Source organism: Kitasatospora sp. NPDC098663 (genome assembly GCF_044760075.1).
GTDB lineage: Bacteria > Actinomycetota > Actinomycetes > Streptomycetales > Streptomycetaceae > Kitasatospora.
The window spans coordinates 83,979-99,881 of sequence record NZ_JBIWAP010000026.1 but is presented as its reverse complement, the minus strand read 5'-3'; the positions used below and the strand labels follow the sequence as shown (position 1 = coordinate 99,881).

Below are 15,903 nucleotides of genomic sequence, written 5' to 3'. Positions count from 1 at the left end.
CTGACCATTGCCGATACCTTCACTCGATGAGGTGATCGATCATCCGACAGACGCTCATCCGACTACTGCTGCGTACCGGTGATCCCGTGTCGAAAGGCGTACGAGACCGCCTGTGCCCGGTCCCGCACCGCGGTCTTGGCGAACAGGTTGTTGATGTGCGTCTTCACGGTGGCCTGGCTGACGAACAGCCGCTGGGCGATCTCGGCGTTGGAGAGCCCCTCGGCGATCAGCGCCAGCACCTCCGCCTCCCGGGCGGTCAGCCCGTCCGGGAGCTCCCCCGGCCGCCCGACCGGCTTCCCGGCCCCCGGCGCGGATCCGGTCGAAGGCCCGGAAAGCCTTTCCAGCAAACGGAGTTGGATCTGTGGCGAGAGCCCGGCCGCCCCCGCGCGGACGTCCGCGATCGCCCGGGCGATCTCCTCGCCGCCGGCGTCCTTGGTGAGGTAGCCGCGCGCCCCGGCCTGCAGAGCGGGGAACAGCGAGTCGTCGTCGGCGTAGGTGGTGAGCACCACCACCTCGGTCTGCGGGTGCGCGGCCCGGATCCGCCGGGTCGCCTCGACGCCGTCGACGCGCGGCATCCGCAGATCCATCAGCACCACGTCCGGGTGACACCGCTCCACCAGGGCGACGGCCTCCTCCCCGTCCGCCGCCGCGCCGACCACCTCGATGCCGGGCAGCAGCCCCAGCAGCATCACGATGCCCTCGCGCACCACCGTCTGGTCGTCCACCACCAGCACCCTGGTGACTTCCGCCTCGCTCATGCGACCGCCCCGCTCCGGTCGGCAGTCGCTTCGCGAAATCCGCACCTGCTGATGATGAGCCCGCCGCGCTCGCTCATGCCGGCACCTGCAGCAGCACGCGCCACCCTCCGTCCTCGGGGCCCGCCAGCAGGGTGCCGCCGAGCAGTTCCGCGCGTTCGCGCATCCCCAGCAGACCGTACCCGCTGCCGCTGGCCGCCAGCTCCCCGGACGGTTCGCCGCGCGGAGGGCGGGAGTTGCGCACCTCCAGTTCCACCGCCTCCGGCAGGTAGCGCAGTTCGACGGTGCACCGGGCGCCTGGCGCGTGCTTGCGGACGTTGGTCACCGCCTCCTGCGCGGTGCGCCGCACCGCGAGGGCGGCCTCGGCGGCGAGCGGCCGGGGCGTGCCGGTGACGGTGAGCGCGGCCCGCTCCCGCGCGGTCAGCTCCACCAGGAACTCGCCGACCGGGGTGAGCTCGCCGCGCAGCGCGGACAGCGCCTGCCGGGTCTCGACCAGCCCGTCCTGGGCCATCCGCCGGGCGGCGACGACCCGTTCACGGATCTGCCCGCGGTCGGTGCCGGCGTCCAGCATCAGCCGGGCCGCCTCCAGGTGGACGAGCTGCGCGGAGAGGCTGTGCGCGAGCACGTCGTGGATCTCCCGGGCGATCCTGGCCCGTTCGGCGAGCGCCGCGCTCTCCGCCTCGGCGGCCCGGGCGGCGCGCTCCTGGGTGAGCAGCTGGCGGGCGGTGCCCCGGGCCTCGACGTCCAGCCGCAGCAGGTAGCCGAGCAGGCTGAGCCCGCCGACGGTGGCGAAGACACTCACCCAGCTCGCCCAGCTGGCGGCGGTGTACGAGCCCAGCGCGGCCGCCGCGGTGAGCAGGCCGGGCGCGGCCGGCAGCCGGACCAACCCGATCACGGTCAGCCCGCACCAGATGAAGTCGGCCAGCAGGTAGGCCTGCCCCCAGTTGGCCAGCCAGGCGCTGCCGAGCAGGGCGACGGCCAGGCCCAGCGAGAGCGCCAGGCGCTGTTCCCGGGTGGCGCGGAGGTAGCCGGCGGCCAGGGCGGCGACCCCGAGCAGTCCGGCCGCCACGACCACCACCGCCCAGCCCGTGTACTTGCCGCCGGAGAACGTCCCCCAGCAGACGACGACCAGCAGGACGGTGCGGCCGAGCAGGGCGAGGGCCCGCCGCGGCCATCTCCCGGCCTCGCGCTCCAGCCCCTCGCGGGCCGGCCAGCGGGTCCAGTACCACTCGGCCACAGGTGCCTCCTCGACGTTCTCGGACAGCGGGCCCGGCAGGCCCCGGCAGGGCGGTCAGCGCGGTACGGCGGCCTGTCGCGGCAGGTCCAGGGCCCGTGCCCGCCAGTTCACCACGAACGAGCGGGTCAGCAGCAGGACCGCCAGCCCCAGCAGCAGCGCGCTGCCCGCCTGGTGGACGTGCAGTGCCGCGCCGATGCCGTACAGGGCGAGCCGGATGGCGATCATGCCGACCCAGGCGGCCACCGTGGCCTTGGTGCCCTTGGCCCAGACCGAGCCGTCCCCGGCCCGCCACAACCGCACGGTCCAGCCCCAGACGGAGCCCATCGCGACCACCGCCGCCAGGCCGCACCCGACCAGGGTCGCGGACAGCGCGGTGTGCTGGTGGTCGATGAGTTGCGGGTCGCGCAGCGCGAGCGCGCCGAGGATCAGCGGGAGCAGCCAGAAGCGGCGCTCGGTGTCCAGGCGCTGGGCGCGCATCTGGCGCTGGACCACGAGGACCATCACCGCGATGATCACGACGATGTTGACGAGGGCGGTCATCGGAGTTCTCCGTCCCGACAGGAGGCTTGTACTGACCTCTCCGACGCTACGGATCCGGCGCCCCCGGTTGATCGGCGCCGGGGTGGACCACAGGTGGAACCGGCAGCGCGAGGGCCCTCCACCCACGGGTGGAGGGCCCTCGCGCCGGAGGGATCCGAAGGCCCCGGACGCCCTCGCGCCGGAGGACTCCGAAGGCCTCAGGCGTCGATGCGGGAGCGGTCCAAGGTGGCCGCCGAGTCCACGATGAACTCCTTGCGCGGGGCGACGTCGTTGCCCATCAGCAGGTCGAAGATCCGCTCTGCCTGCTCCAGGTCGCCCAGGTTGATCCGGCGCAGCGTGCGGTGGCGCGGGTCCATGGTGGTCTCGGCCAGCTGGTCGGCGTCCATCTCGCCCAGGCCCTTGTACCGCTGCACCGGCTCCTTCCAGCGCTGCCCCTTGCGCTGGAACTCCAGCAGGGTGGAGCGCAGTTCGGCGTCGGAGTAGGTGTAGTGGTACTTCTCCTGGCCGCGCTTGGGGTTGGTGAGCTCGATCCGGTGCAGCGGCGGCACGGCGGCGAAGACCCGGCCCTGCTCGACCATCGGCCGCATGTAGCGGTGGAACAGCGTCAGCAGCAGGGTGCGGATGTGCGAGCCGTCGACGTCGGCGTCGGCCATGAAGATGACCCGGCCGTAGCGGGCCTGGTCGATGTCGAAGGTGCGGCCCGAACCGGCCCCTATCACCTGGATGATCGCGGCGCACTCGGTGTTCTTGAGCATGTCGCTCACCGAGGCCTTCTGCACGTTGAGGATCTTGCCGCGGATCGGCAGCAGCGCCTGGAACTCGGAGTTGCGGGCGAGCTTGGCGGTGCCGAGCGCGGAGTCTCCCTCGACGATGAAGAGCTCGCTGCGGTCGACGTCGTCACTGCGGCAGTCGGCCAGCTTGGCCGGCAGCGAGCTGGTCTCCAGCGCGGTCTTGCGGCGCTGGGCCTCCTTGTGCTGGCGGGCCGCGACCCGGGTGCGGGCGGCCGCGACGACCTTGTCCAGCACGGCCCGGGCCTGGAGCTTCTGGTCCTTCTTGGCCGAGGTGAGGAAGGCCTTGAGCTCCTTGGCGACGACGGCGGCGACGATCCGGTTGGCCGCCGAGGTGCCGAGCACCTCCTTGGTCTGGCCCTCGAACTGCGGCTCGGCGAGCCGGACGGTGACCACCGCGGTGAGGCCCTCGGTGGCGTCGTCCTTGGTGATGTCGTCCTCGGCGACGCGCAGCAGCTTGGCCGCGCGCAGCGCCTCGTTGACGGTCTTGGCCAGCGAGCGCTCGAAGCCGGTCATGTGGGTGCCGCCCTTGGGGGTGGCGATGATGTTGACGAAGGAGCGCAGGGTGGTGTCGTAACCGGCGCCCCAGCGCAGCGCGATGTCCACGCCGAGCTGCCGGGTGACCTCGGTGGGGGTCATGTGGCCGAGCTCGTCCAGGACGGGCACGGTCTCCTTGAAGGTGCCCTCGCCGCGCAGCCGCAGCACGTCGCAGACCGGCTTGTCGGGCGCCAGGAACTCGCAGAACTCGGCGATGCCGCCGTCGAAGCGGAAGACCGACTCCTCGACCTGCTCGCTCTCGGTGAGGCGCTCGTCACGCACGACGATGGTCAGGCCGGGGACGAGGAAGGCCGTCTGCCGGGCGCGGCTGTGCAGGTGCTCCAGGGAGAGCCGGGCGTCCTTGAGGAAGATCTGCCGGTCGGCCCAGTAGCGGATCCTGGTGCCGGTGCGGGCCTTGGGCACCTTGCGGGCCTTGGTCAGGCCGTTGGCGGGCTCGAAGGGCGCGTCCGGGCTGGCCTCGGTGAAGATGCCGGGGGTGCCGCGGCGGAAGCTGATCGCGTGGGTGTGCCCGCTGCGGTCGACCTCGACGTCCAGCCGGGCGGAGAGGGCGTTGACCACGGAGGCGCCGACGCCGTGCAGGCCGCCGGAGGCCGCGTAGGAGCCGCCGCCGAACTTGCCGCCGGCGTGCAGCTTGGTCATCACGACCTCGACGCCGGACAGCCCGGTCTTGGGCTCGACGTCGACCGGGATGCCGCGCCCGTTGTCGCGGACCTCGACCGAGGAGTCCGGGTGCAGCAGGACCTCGATGCGGTCGCAGTAACCGCCCAGCGCCTCGTCGACGGAGTTGTCGATGATCTCCCAGAGGCAGTGCATCAGGCCGCGACTGTCCGTCGAGCCGATGTACATGCCGGGGCGCTTGCGGACCGCCTCCAGTCCCTCCAGGACGAGCAGGTGCCGAGCGGTGTAGTTGGAACCGTCGTCGCCGGCCAGCAGTGCGGACGGCACGGTCGTTTCGGCACTCACGCGGCACTCTCCTCGGTGAAGTTCTGTCTCATCGGTCACATCGGGACGCATCCGGACCATCCGCCAGTGCAGCACGCCGCACCGACAGCCGTCGCCCGGTGTGCTCGCACCCCTCCGCTGGGTGCACAGCACGGCGGGCCGCCCTCGCGCAGCTTGTACGCGCTGCGCGAACAAGGACCGCTCCGGTGTCCGGACCCCGGGGCGCCATCTCCTCCCGGTACCACCGGTCCTGGCGGATCGTGGGGCCTGGCACAGGCTCCGGAACTGCCGTTATGCAGGCTACCGGGGCCCGGGACGGGGCTTATGCTCCAACCCGGCAGAGGATTATGCTACGCGGACCTCGCACCCGGTCCCGATCGGGCGTTCGAGGGACGGGCGGATCCTGGGATTCGGTACGCATGAACCACCGGCCCCCGGGGCACGTCCTCATCAACACAGCAGAATCCTCAGAGAAGAAAAGCCACGAGCGGGAACGTTTTCGGCCTGGTTGGATGTTGACCCTGGTACGACAGCTCGTCGAGCTAGAGAAGAGGCGACGTGACTACTGTTCTGACACCTGCGAGCCCGCTCACCGCGGCTGACCGCTGCGACCGCTGCGGCGCCCAGGCCTACCTGCGCGTCGTACTCGCCAGCGGCGGAGAGCTGCTCTTCTGCGCCCACCACGGCCGGAAGTTCGAGCCCGAGCTCAAGAAGATCGCCGTGGAGATACAGGACGAGAGCGGCCGTCTCAGCGGCACCACCAACGCCACGGCCGCCGAAGAAGAGCGCTGATCCAAGGCGCCACACCAGCAGTCGGCGTCGAGCTGTGTGTCCGGTCGCGCACTCCGCGCGACCGGTGAGCCGGGCGACAGGTCCCCTCGGGGGCCGGTCGCCCGGCTCTGCTGTTCCCGGAGACCGGCACGATCCGCATCCATAAGGCTTCAGAACGTGACCAGTTGGTCACCGGCGACAGCGTCGGCGGCCCTCACAGCACCGAGCGCACCGCGTCCGCGACGGACGCCACCCTGGTGTAGACGCCCGGGTGGGCCGCCTCGGCGCAGCCCGTCCCCCAGGAGACCAGGCCGACCAGTCGGCCGCCGACGACCAGCGGGCCGCCACTGTCGCCCTGGCAGGCGTCCTTGCCGCCCTTCTCCTCCCCCGCGCACACCATGCCCCGGGCGTCGAACTTGCCGTCCTGCCCGCCCGGGTAGGCCTGCGCACAGGTCTGGTCCGCGATGATCGGCACCTCCACGCCACGCAGCGTGGGCGAGTAGTCGCCGCGCCCGGTGGTGTCGCCCCAGCCGAAGACCCGCGCGGCGGTCCCGGCCGCGTACGGCTCGGTCTCGCCCTGGCCGACCAGGTCGATCACCGGCCGGGAGTCCTGGGGGTCGGCGAGGGTGAGCACGGCGACGTCGTTCAGGTTGGCGGTGAACGAGTAGTCGGGGTGGATCCAGACCGACCGGACGGGCACCTCGCGGCCGGCCGAGCTGCGCATGTCGTCCCGGCCGATGACGGCCTTGAGGCCCGGCCGGTCCACCTTGGCGCCCCTGGACTCGTCGTAGAAGCAGTGCGCGGCCGTCACCACCTTGGTCGGTGTGACCAGCGCTCCCCCGCAGAACTGGCCGGAGCGGCCGCTGCCGAACTGCTGGCGGCTGGACAGCGCCACCACCCACGGGTGGTCGACGGTGGTCTCGGCGGTGCCGCCGACCACCCGGCGCTGCGCCCCGGCCGGACCGGCCGTACCGAGCGCGACCAGCGGGACGGGGACGGCGGCCAGCAGCGCCAGTACGGCGGCCCGTCGGCGGCGGCCCGCACGGGCGGCCGCCGGGCTCGCCGGGGGCGGGGCGGGGGTCGGCAGGGCAGCGCGGTCCGGGTTGGGCAGCACCGTGACTCCAGTCGGCTCGGCAGCAGGCAACCGCCACAGCGTAGGTGATCGACTACGCGGTGCGACCGCTTCCCGCCGCACCGCCACCCGGACGAGGGACAACGGCCACCCGGACGCTGACCCGCCCGGACAGCGGCGAAGGCCCGGAGCCGTGGGGCTCCGGGCCTTCGTCACACGCCTGCGGCCGTACCGGCCGGATCAGTCCAGGTAGTCGCGCAGCACCTGGGAACGCGACGGGTGGCGCAGCTTCGACATGGTCTTCGACTCGATCTGGCGGATGCGCTCACGGGTGACCCCGTACACCTTGCCGATCTCGTCGAGCGTCTTCGGCTGACCGTCCGTCAGGCCGAAGCGCATCGAGACCACGCCGGCCTCGCGCTCGGAGAGGGTGTCCAGAACCGAGTGCAGCTGCTCCTGGAGCAGGGTGAAGGAGACCGCGTCGGCCGGGACGACCGCCTCGGAGTCCTCGATCAGGTCACCGAACTCGCTGTCGCCGTCCTCGCCGAGCGGGGTGTGCAGCGAGATCGGCTCACGGCCGTACTTCTGGACCTCGATGACCTTCTCGGGGGTCATGTCGAGTTCCTTGGCCAGCTCCTCCGGGGTGGGCTCGCGGCCCAGGTCCTGGAGCATCTGGCGCTGGACGCGGGCCAGCTTGTTGATGACCTCGACCATGTGCACCGGGATGCGGATGGTGCGGGCCTGGTCGGCCATGGCGCGGGTGATCGCCTGGCGGATCCACCAGGTGGCGTAGGTGGAGAACTTGTAGCCCTTGGTGTAGTCGAACTTCTCGACCGCACGGATCAGACCGAGGTTGCCCTCCTGGATCAGGTCCAGGAAGAGCATGCCGCGGCCGGTGTAGCGCTTGGCCAGCGAGACCACCAGGCGGAGGTTGGCCTCCAGCAGGTGGTTCTTGGCGCGGCGGCCGTCCTCGGCGATGATCTCCAGCTCGCGCTTGAGCTTGGGGGCGAGCTTGTCGGCGGCCGAGAGCTTGTCCTCGGCGAACAGACCGGCCTCGATGCGCTTGGCGAGCTCGACCTCCTGCTCGGCGTTGAGCAGCGGGACCTTGCCGATCTGCTTCAGATAGTCCTTGACCGGGTCGGCGGTGGCACCGGCGACGGCGACCTGCTGGGCCGGCGCGTCGTCCTCGTCGTCGTCGGAGAGCACGAAGCCCTGCGACTCCTCCTCGGGCTCCGCCTCCTCGCCCGCCTTGTCGCCGGGCAGTGCGACGTCCTCGAGCAGCTCCTCCTCGCCGATGAGCTCCTCGTCGCCCTTGCCCGCCTTGGCGGCGGTCTTCTTGGCGGCGGTCTTCTTGGCCGGCGCGGCGGTCTTCTTGGCCGCGGCCTTCTTGGCCGGGGCGGCCTTCTTCGCGACCGCCTTCAGCTCGGAGGCGACCCCGGTCGTCTCCGAGGTGATCTCGGCGGACACCGTGGGGGCGGACGCCGTGGCGGCCGCCACGGCCGGGGCCGCGACGGGCGCACCGGGCGCGATGCGCACGGGCGGCTTGGTCGGGGCCGTGGGGGCGGCCGGGCTCCGGGTGGTGACAGCCTTGGTGGCGGTGCGCTTGGTGGGGCTCTTGGCAGCAACGCTCTTGCGCTTGGCGCCGGCCGGTTCGGCCGCGCTGACCATGAGATCCACCCCCTCCTCAATCAGCACCTGGTTGAGGCTGCGCATGACGTTCTTCCACTTGGTGACCGGGATCTGGTCCGCCTCGAACGCCTGGCGCACGTCGTCACCGGCGATCTGCCCCTGGGCCTTGCCCCGCTCGATGAGCGCCAGCAGAGCTGCGGACTCGGCGATCTCGGGGGGAAGCGAACGGGATGTGCTGGCCGACACGAACAACCTCTCGGACGATGAGTGGACTCGAACCCGTACCGGCCGCCCGAGCGGGCGGGGAAGGAAATCGCGCGTCGGGCGCGCGGTGTCGATTCCGACCGACTCGGGCTTGAGGACTGGGTTTGCAGGACGGCAGCAGCGCCGCGGACCAACACAGCATTGTGACATGTTGAAGTATTCCGGAGCTGCTCCCGCTCAGGAGACATCGCTGCTACTCGTCAAGTGTTACGCATGGCCTTCGTGTCGCGGGTCACACCACTCGGCGCCCGCGGCCACGGGGCCGGAATCCATCATCGCGCACTCGCGCCGAAACCTGTTGTCATGGACTGGGCATCACATGTCCGGGTCGGACCGCCGGCGTGCAGAAGCCCTCCGGCTGCGCCGCGCGGGTGCGGCCGGAGGGCCCTGGAGGAACGGAGGACGGACGGGACGCCCGCTCACCGGAACGGCCCGCTCAGTGCTCCCGAGGGGCGGGGACGGACGGCTCGATCTCGGGGTGGACGGTGAGCAGCGCCCGCATCGCGGCCTCCCCCGCGGTTCCGTCGCCGGTGCCCAGCGCGTCCACCAGCCGGGCGTGCAGGCTGACCGAGGACTCGGAGGCTCGCTCGCAGGAGATGGCCGGGCCGCCCGACACCTGCAGCGCGCCGGCGACGATCCCGGACAGGTGCTCCAGCATCCGGTTGCCGGCCATCTGGAGGATCAGACCGTGCAGCTCGGCGTCGGCCCGGGCGTAGGTGGAGAGGTCGGCCTGGGCGGCGGCGTGGCCCATGATCTCGACCAGCTCGACCAGCCGCTGCTGGACGTCCTCCCGGCCGTGGCCGGCGGCGAGCCGGGCGGCCAGCGGCTCGATCGCCCAGCGGAGCTCGAACAGCTCCCGGCGCTGCTCGTCCCGCTGCGGGCCGAAGGCGCGCCACTCGATGATGTCCGGGTCCAACAGGTTCCAGTCGGCGACCGGGCGGACCCGGGTGCCGACGTTCGGCCGGGCGCTGACCAGGCCCTTGGCCTCCAGGACGCGCAGCGACTCGCGGACGACTGTGCGGGACACCTCGAACCGCTGGCCGATCTCCTCGGGCACGAGCGGACGGTCGGCGCCCAGGTCGCCGGAGACGATCATCTGGCCGAGCTGCTGGACCAGCTGGCCGTGCAGACCGCGGCCGCGGCTGCTGGTGGTCTTGCGACCGACCCGGGCGAGATCGGACTCGGCGCCCTCCCAGCGGGGCGTCGGCGGAGTCGGCCGGTCGGCGTACGAGAAGCGGTCCAGATCGCCGGGGCCGTGAATGGGGCCGTCGGCGGAACGGGCGGGGGTCATGGTGGGGTGCGCAAGGGTACTCACAGCTCCTTTGTCGGCGATCGGCAGGCGCAGCTTGAGAATTCTCGTGAAAAGCACACGAAAGGGTGATCGACCGCGACTGGATAATTGACTTCTTATCAGGAAGAACCGCGCATTACGGTCACTGCTGGTCGATCTTGATGCTTCGGCGCGGCCGCCCCCTTCGGCGCCCGGCGTCAGAGCGCGCGCCGCCGGACCTGCACCAGGAGCGCCGCGAGCAGCAGGACGGCCGCGGGCGCCGCCACCGCCGCGAGCAGAGCCGGATCCGTCAGCGCCGCGTTCCCGGCCGCGGCCTCGTGCTCCCCTCGGTAAACCCAGCCGTAGGCCCATTCGACGCCGGACTGGAACGGCAGCAGTTCGGCCGCACGGGTCGGCCACGGCCTGCCGATCTCCCGCAGCAGCAGCGCCACACCGGACTCCAGCAGCGGCGGCAGCGCACACAACAGCAGCACCCCGACCGAGGCGCTGCGGGTCAGCGACGCCGTCAGCACCCCGGTCCAGCCCGCCACGACGGTCAGCAGGACGAAGGCCAGCAGGGCCGCCGGCACCCCGTGGCCGGCCGCCAGCGCCACCGGGGCGAACACGCCCGGCAGGTCGGCCAGGTCGGACAGCCCGGTGGCGGCCAGCGCCCTCGACACCTGGTCCGACAAGGCCGAGGGCTCCACCCAGGCGGCCACCGTCACCCCGCCCGGCAGCGCCAGCTGCACCGCCACCGCGTCGAGGAGCAGGGTCGCCAGCGCCAGCAGCCCTGCGACGGGACCGACCACCAGCAGCTTGGCCAGCAACAGCCGCACCCGCCGCGGGTACGACACCTGGGAGGCCGGCAGTCCCGGGTGCCGCACCTCGTGCCCGTACGAGAGCGCGCCCAGCACACCGGCCCCCAACGCGGCGAACGGCAGCGGGATCAGCGGTACGGCGGCGGTCAGCAGCCGCACCCCGGCCGGGGTGGCCAGCGGGCCGGCCGGGGCCTGGCTCGCCAGGACGGCGGCCGTGACGGCGTCGCACAGCAGCACGGCGGCGAGCAGCAGCCAGGTGGAACGCAGGCCGCGCAGGCGGCGCAGCTCGTAGGCCAGGACACGCACGGTTCACTCGCTCCGGTGGTCGTCGGGGGTGGCGGGGCTGACGGGAACGCCGGGGGCCGGGGTCGCGGCCCGGGCCCCGGCCGGGCGGCCGAGGCGGACGGTGTCGTCGGTCAGCAGGTCGGCGGCGCTCTCGCGGCCCCTGGTCGGGTCGGGCGCGGACTTCCCGGCGCCGGCAGCGGGGTCGGGGGTCGGGGCGAGGGCCGACGCGGATCCGGCCAGGGCGCCGGGGCCGTCACGGAACAGCCGCTCCACGACGACGGTCGGGGTGGGCTCGGCGGGCTCGGCCCGACGGGTGGTGGCACCGAGGGCGGAGAGGGCGGTCGCGGCCGAGGCGGCCGGCAGGGCGCGGGTGGGCAGCGCCGCCTCGTCCCGGTGGTGGGCGGCCGGCGGCCGGGCCTCCGAGCGGCGGGCGCCCCGGTGGCGCGGGACGGTGACGACCGGGACGTCGGCGGCCGGGTCCTGAGCGGGCTCGGGGCCGGGTTCAGGGCCGGGTTCAGGGCCGCGTTCGGGGCTCGGTTCGGAGGTGGTGGGGCCCGACTGGACACGGAGGTGGCCGGAGCGGCCCGAAGCGACCGGCAGGGCGACCCGGGGCGCCGGCTGCTCGACCACCCGGTCGGCCAGCTCGTGCAGCAGGATGCCGTGGCGATAGGCGAGTTCACCGATCTCGGTACGGTCGACGCCCGCCACGGCGAGGCCCGCGCCGCCGTCCCGCCGCACCTCGGCGCCCTGACCGACCAGCAGGTCGGCCAGCCGCGCCATCTGCGGCCCGCGGACGGCCACTTCGGGGCTGAGCCTGGTCCGGCGGAACTCCGCCACCGGCTGGTCCGCCACCAGCCGGCCGCGGTCCAGCGTGATGACCCGGTCGGCGAGCTGCGCGGCCTCCTGCGGGGTGCGGGTGGTCACCAGGACCGTCCCGCCGGCGACGCCGAACGAGTGCAGGAAGGAGTGGAACCACTCGACGTTGCGCGGGGACAGTCCCTCGGTCGGCGCGTCCAGCAGCAGCGTGCCGGGGTCGCCGAGCAAGGCCGCGGCCAGGGCCAGCCGGCGGTGCATGCCGGGCGAGAAGCTGCGCAGCCGCTGCCCGGCGACGGCGGCCAGCCGGGTCTGCTCCAGCAGTTCGTCGGCCCGCCGTGCGGAGGCGCCGACCGCTGCGGCCAGCATCCGCAGGTGGCCGTGAGCCTTGCGGCCCGGATGGCCCGCCACGGCGGCCGCGCCCGGCCCGGGGCCGGGCAGCAGCACGCCGACCTCGCGCTCGGGGCGGCGCAGCCGGCGGTAGGTGCGGCCGTCGAAGAGCGTGATGCCCTGGCCGCGTTCGAGTTCGAGCATCAGCCGCAGCGCGGTGGACTTGCCTGCGCCCTCGGCGCCGAGCAGCGCGGTCACCATGCCGGGCCTGGCGTCGAAGGTCAGATCGAGCACCGCGGGCGGCGCGCCCTTGCGGTAGACCTTGGTCAGTCCGGTGATCTGGATCATCGCTGCCTGCTCCCATGCCCTCGGCCGACCTGCCCGACGCGGGGCGCCCCCTGGTGTGTTGGCGCGTGCCAACACGGCCCCGCGCCAGCACATTAGGGGCCGGTGACGGAGATTCCGGGCATTACGGGAGCGGCGCGGGCCCGTCGGCCACCCACCTCACCCGATCAGGGGACAATCCGATCCTGCGATTCCCGGGTCGGGGGGAGCCGGCGGCGGGCCGGGGCCGGGTCAGGACTCCGGGCGCAGCATGGGCGGGTTGAGGACGGTCGCGCCGCCCGCGGTGAACAGCTGGGCGGGGCGGCCGCCCTGACGGGTCGTCGTGCCGCCGGAGGGCAGCAGGAAGCCGGGGGTGCCGGTGACCTTGCGGTGGAAGTTCCGCGGGTCCAGGACCACGCCCCAGACCGCTTCGTAGACCCGGCGCAGCTCGCCGACGGTGAACTCGGTGGGGCAGAAGGCGGTGGCGAGGGAGGAGTACTCGATCTTGGAGCGGGCGCGTTCCACGCCGTCGGCGAGGATCAGCCCGTGGTCGAAGGCGAGCGGGACGCCGTCGACCGGGCTCCGGCCGAGCAGTTCGCCGACCGGGGCCCAGCGGGCGCTGCTGGCGTCGCCGCCGGCCCGGGGGGTCGGCAGGTCGGGGGCGAGGACCAGGTAGGCGACGCTGACCACCCGCATCCGGGGGTCGCGCTGCGGGTGGCCGTAGGTGGCGAGCTGCTCCAGGTGGGCACCGGCCGCGCCGGGGCCGACCGCCTCGTGGCCCGGGGCGGAGTGCGCGCGCAGGCCGGTCTCCTCGGCCAGCTCCCGGGAGGCGGCCTCGGCCAGGCCCTCGTCCGGGCGGACGAAGCCGCCGGGCAGTGCCCAGTACCCCTGGAACGGCGGCTCACCGCGTCTGACCAGCAGGGCGCAGAGCGCGTGGTCGCGCACCGTCAGCACCACCAGGTCAACCGTGACAGCGAACGGGGGGAAGGCCGACGGATCGTAGCGCGACATGGCGACGATCATAGTCGTCTCTCTGACGATAAGCACAGGCCCGTACACGGACCGCGCACGGCCCGCCTGAGGTGTCGCCGGAGCCGGGCGGGCCCGGGCAGGGGTATCAGCGGGCGACCAGTTGCAGCTCCGCGGAGGCCTCCTCGACCATCGCCACGCCGATCCGGCTCACCCGGACCGAGAAGGGCTCGCCCGCGACCCGCAGGCCGGTCAGCTCCAGCTCGCCGAGCGGAGCGGTGCTGGCCGGGCGGACCAGGACCCGGCCGCCCGGCACGTCGGGGCGGACCCCGGCGAGCGCGAACACCGCGTGCGCGGCGCCGGCCGCCGAGACCGCCGCCGGGCGGCAGGCGGCCGGGTGCGGCACCGGCGGGCAGCCGGGGATGCGCTGCTCCCCCGCGTACATCTCCGGCAGCCGCCCCTCGTAGTGGGCGGCCGCGGCGAGCAGGCCCTCCAGCAGGGCGCCGGCCTCGTTCTCGTGGCCGGCTTCGGCCAGCCCGGCGATCGCCAGCGCGGTCTCGTGGACGCGTACCGCGCCGCCGCGGTGGCCCAGCGGGTTGAATCGGGGGGACTTGGCGCTGAGCGTGCGCAGGCCCCAGCCGCTGTCCAGCTCCGGCGCGGCCAGGCGCTGGGCCAGCAGCCGGGTCTGTTCCCGGTCCAGCAGGCTCTCGTGCCGACCGCCGTCGGCGGCGAGCCCGGTGTCCAGCAGGTGCACCAGGCAGGAGGCGACGGCCGGCAACGGCTGGCCGCCCGGCGCCAGCGCGGCGGCGGGGCGGCCGCCGGAGAGGTCGTCGATCCAGAACCGCTCGCGGAAGCGCCCGCGCAGTTCGGCGGCCCAGCCGCGCCACTCCCCGGCGCCGGGGCGGCCGAAGGCCTCCAGCAGTTCGGCGCCGTGCAGGGCGGCGCGGTGGGCCTGCGCCTGGACCTCGGCCCGGGCGGCCACCGGGTGGGCGGCGCGGTCCTCCGCCGGGCGGCTGAGGTCGGTGACGAAACCGTCGACCAGGCCCTCGCGGAGGGCGGTCAGGGCCCGCTCGGCGGCCGGGAGCAGGTCGGCGGTCTCCGTGCGGGGCAGGCCCCAGCGCCAGGCCTCGGCCAGCACGGTGACGAACAGCAGGGTGGCCTCGGTGGCGGTGCAGGTGGGCGGCAGCTCGGGGCCGCCGTGCCGAAGGACGCCCGGCAGCAGGCCCTCGGTGCGGCCCGGGGCGGCGGCGGGCTGCTGACGGCGGGCCAGCGCCCGCAGGGTGCCGGCGGCGAGCCGGGTGCCGAGCGGCAGGGTGAGCCGGGCGGCCCAGAGCGCGTCGGCCGGGGCGAGGCCGAAGCGCCAGGGCGCGCCGGAGGCCGGGTAGAGGTCGGTCGGGCGGTCCGGGTCGGCGAACAGCAGCCCGCCGAGGGCGTCCAGGGAGCGGGTGACCAGCAGGGCGGCCCGGGCATCGTCGCTGCGGACCTCCGGTTCGGCCCAGGGCAGCGGCACGCCCGTGCCCCGCCCGCCGGGCGGCCGCGGGCCGGGGGCGGTGCCCTCCAGTTCGGCGCGCAGCTCGACCGACCAGCGGGCGCCGGGTTGCACCTCCAGGTCCCACCGGAGCACCCCGGCCCCGGCCAGCACCGCGTGCGGGGAGGGCTTGGCGCTGACCACCGCGCTGTGCGCTGGGCCGGCCCAGCGCAGCCCGGCGGACTGCACCTGGCCCGGCAGGTCGGCCGGGCGGTGCCCGGCGGCGATCTCGGCGACCGGGCCGAGGTCGGTACCGAGGGCGATCTCCATCGGCAGCCGGGCGGGCCGGCCGCCGGTGTTGCGCACGATGACGGTCTCCACCCCGTCCGCGTGGCGCAGCCGCTCGACGGTGAGCGCCGGGTCCGGGTCGAGGTCGCCGGGGAGCCGGACGGCGCCGAGGAAGCGGGCCTGCGCGGTGCTGGTCAGGGCGCCCTGGAGCGGCAGCGGCTCCATGCCGCCCAGACGCAGTTCCATCCGGGCGAGCACCCGGACGCCGTTGCGGTAGAAGCCGTGCAGGCCGTGGCCGCGCAGCTGGCCGTCCGGTCCGGAAGCGGCCATCGCAGGGGCGTTGACGCAGAGCACCGCGTGGTGGACGGCGGGGGGCTGCGGCCTTGGCGGGGCCGCGAGCCGACTCGGGCCGACGGGCGCCCCCGTCGGTCCGGCCGTCTGGACCTGGTCGGGACGGCCGACCGGTCTCGGCGCGCCGACCACGCTCTCGGCCGGCATGGCCTGTGGTGGCCTCATGGCGGTCACCGGACTCTCCTCCCCTCGGCGGTCCGGTGGCCTGGTCAGGCCGGTGGGCCGCGAGCACGCTCGATCGCGTGCTGATGGTGCCGGGCCGGCGGGGTGCCCCGTCGGCGGGTGTGCCGTGTCTGGCCGTACCCGGTGCCGGGCCGTGCCATGCGGTGCGCGGTACCGGGCCGGTACCGGCGCGCCGCGCCTTCGCGTCGGGCCCGCCACGGCGCCCGGTACGTCGTCAGGTCCGGTGGCCCTGAGTGCCGGTGACGCCC

12 protein-coding genes are annotated in these 15,903 nt (G+C 74.0%); 1 reads left to right on the top strand and 11 read right to left on the bottom strand.

The features are described from left to right. Positions 1 to 62 precede the first annotated feature (62 nt). The 4 genes from ACIQVZ_RS26540 to ACIQVZ_RS26525 form a co-directional block, all read right to left on the bottom strand. Positions 63 to 758 carry a response regulator gene (locus ACIQVZ_RS26540; protein WP_402453275.1) on the bottom strand — a complete coding sequence of 232 codons (696 nt, stop codon included), beginning with the start codon at positions 756 to 758 and terminating at the stop codon, positions 63 to 65. A gap of 73 nt (positions 759 to 831) precedes the next feature. After that, positions 832 to 1,992 carry a histidine kinase gene (locus ACIQVZ_RS26535; protein ID WP_350880098.1) on the bottom strand — a complete coding sequence of 387 codons (1,161 nt, stop codon included), beginning with the start codon at positions 1,990 to 1,992 and terminating at the stop codon, positions 832 to 834. 54 nt (positions 1,993 to 2,046) lie between these two features. After that, entirely contained in the window at positions 2,047 to 2,532 is a 486-nt protein-coding gene (locus tag ACIQVZ_RS26530) for a CcdC protein domain-containing protein (protein ID WP_350880100.1), read from the bottom strand. 197 nt (positions 2,533 to 2,729) lie between these two features. Further along, positions 2,730 to 4,841, bottom strand: coding sequence for a type IIA DNA topoisomerase subunit B (locus tag ACIQVZ_RS26525; protein WP_402453274.1), 2,112 nt, complete (start codon positions 4,839 to 4,841; stop codon positions 2,730 to 2,732). 537 nt (positions 4,842 to 5,378) lie between these two features. On the opposite strand from ACIQVZ_RS26525, the gene ACIQVZ_RS26520 reads away from it, so the two are divergent. Beyond that, positions 5,379 to 5,612, top strand: coding sequence for a hypothetical protein (locus tag ACIQVZ_RS26520; protein ID WP_063349359.1), 234 nt, complete (start codon positions 5,379 to 5,381; stop codon positions 5,610 to 5,612). A 193-nt stretch (positions 5,613 to 5,805) separates the two neighbouring features. On the opposite strand, the gene ACIQVZ_RS26515 is transcribed toward ACIQVZ_RS26520, so the two are convergent. The 7 genes from ACIQVZ_RS26515 to ACIQVZ_RS26485 form a co-directional block, all read right to left on the bottom strand. Then, positions 5,806 to 6,606: a S1 family peptidase gene (locus ACIQVZ_RS26515; RefSeq protein WP_402453295.1), complete on the bottom strand. Its 801-nt coding sequence runs from the start codon at positions 6,604 to 6,606 to the stop codon at positions 5,806 to 5,808. A gap of 297 nt (positions 6,607 to 6,903) precedes the next feature. Continuing rightward, positions 6,904 to 8,538: an RNA polymerase sigma factor gene (locus ACIQVZ_RS26510; protein WP_350880107.1), complete on the bottom strand. Its 1,635-nt coding sequence runs from the start codon at positions 8,536 to 8,538 to the stop codon at positions 6,904 to 6,906. Between the two features lie 454 nt (positions 8,539 to 8,992). Then, positions 8,993 to 9,925, bottom strand: a complete 933-nt coding sequence (locus ACIQVZ_RS26505; RefSeq protein ID WP_402453272.1) for a FadR/GntR family transcriptional regulator — start codon at positions 9,923 to 9,925, stop codon at positions 8,993 to 8,995. Positions 9,926 to 10,044: 119 nt separating this feature from the next. Beyond that, positions 10,045 to 10,950: a hypothetical protein gene (locus ACIQVZ_RS26500; protein WP_402453270.1), complete on the bottom strand. Its 906-nt coding sequence runs from the start codon at positions 10,948 to 10,950 to the stop codon at positions 10,045 to 10,047. A gap of 3 nt (positions 10,951 to 10,953) precedes the next feature. Beyond that, positions 10,954 to 12,420: an ATP-binding cassette domain-containing protein gene (locus ACIQVZ_RS26495; protein WP_402453269.1), complete on the bottom strand. Its 1,467-nt coding sequence runs from the start codon at positions 12,418 to 12,420 to the stop codon at positions 10,954 to 10,956. 228 nt (positions 12,421 to 12,648) lie between these two features. Further along, complete coding sequence (locus tag ACIQVZ_RS26490; protein ID WP_350880113.1) at positions 12,649 to 13,407, bottom strand: NUDIX domain-containing protein; 759 nt, start codon at positions 13,405 to 13,407, stop codon at positions 12,649 to 12,651. Positions 13,408 to 13,513: 106 nt separating this feature from the next. Then, on the bottom strand, positions 13,514 to 15,637 hold the full coding sequence (locus ACIQVZ_RS26485) for a glycogen debranching N-terminal domain-containing protein (protein WP_402453294.1): 2,124 nt from the start codon (positions 15,635 to 15,637) through the stop codon (positions 13,514 to 13,516). Between the last annotated feature and the right edge of the window lie 266 nt (positions 15,638 to 15,903).

Excerpts from the sequence above, each read along its gene's own strand:
- ACIQVZ_RS26490 (WP_350880113.1), bottom strand. The coding sequence starts at position 13,407 with ATGTCGCGCTACGATCCGTCGGCCTTCCCCCCGTTCGCTGTCACGGTT.
- ACIQVZ_RS26540 (WP_402453275.1), bottom strand. The coding sequence starts at position 758 with ATGAGCGAGGCGGAAGTCACCAGGGTGCTGGTGGTGGACGACCAGACG.
- ACIQVZ_RS26485 (WP_402453294.1), bottom strand. The coding sequence starts at position 15,637 with ATGAGGCCACCACAGGCCATGCCGGCCGAGAGCGTGGTCGGCGCGCCG.
- ACIQVZ_RS26495 (WP_402453269.1), bottom strand. The coding sequence starts at position 12,420 with ATGATCCAGATCACCGGACTGACCAAGGTCTACCGCAAGGGCGCGCCG.
- ACIQVZ_RS26530 (WP_350880100.1), bottom strand. The coding sequence starts at position 2,532 with ATGACCGCCCTCGTCAACATCGTCGTGATCATCGCGGTGATGGTCCTC.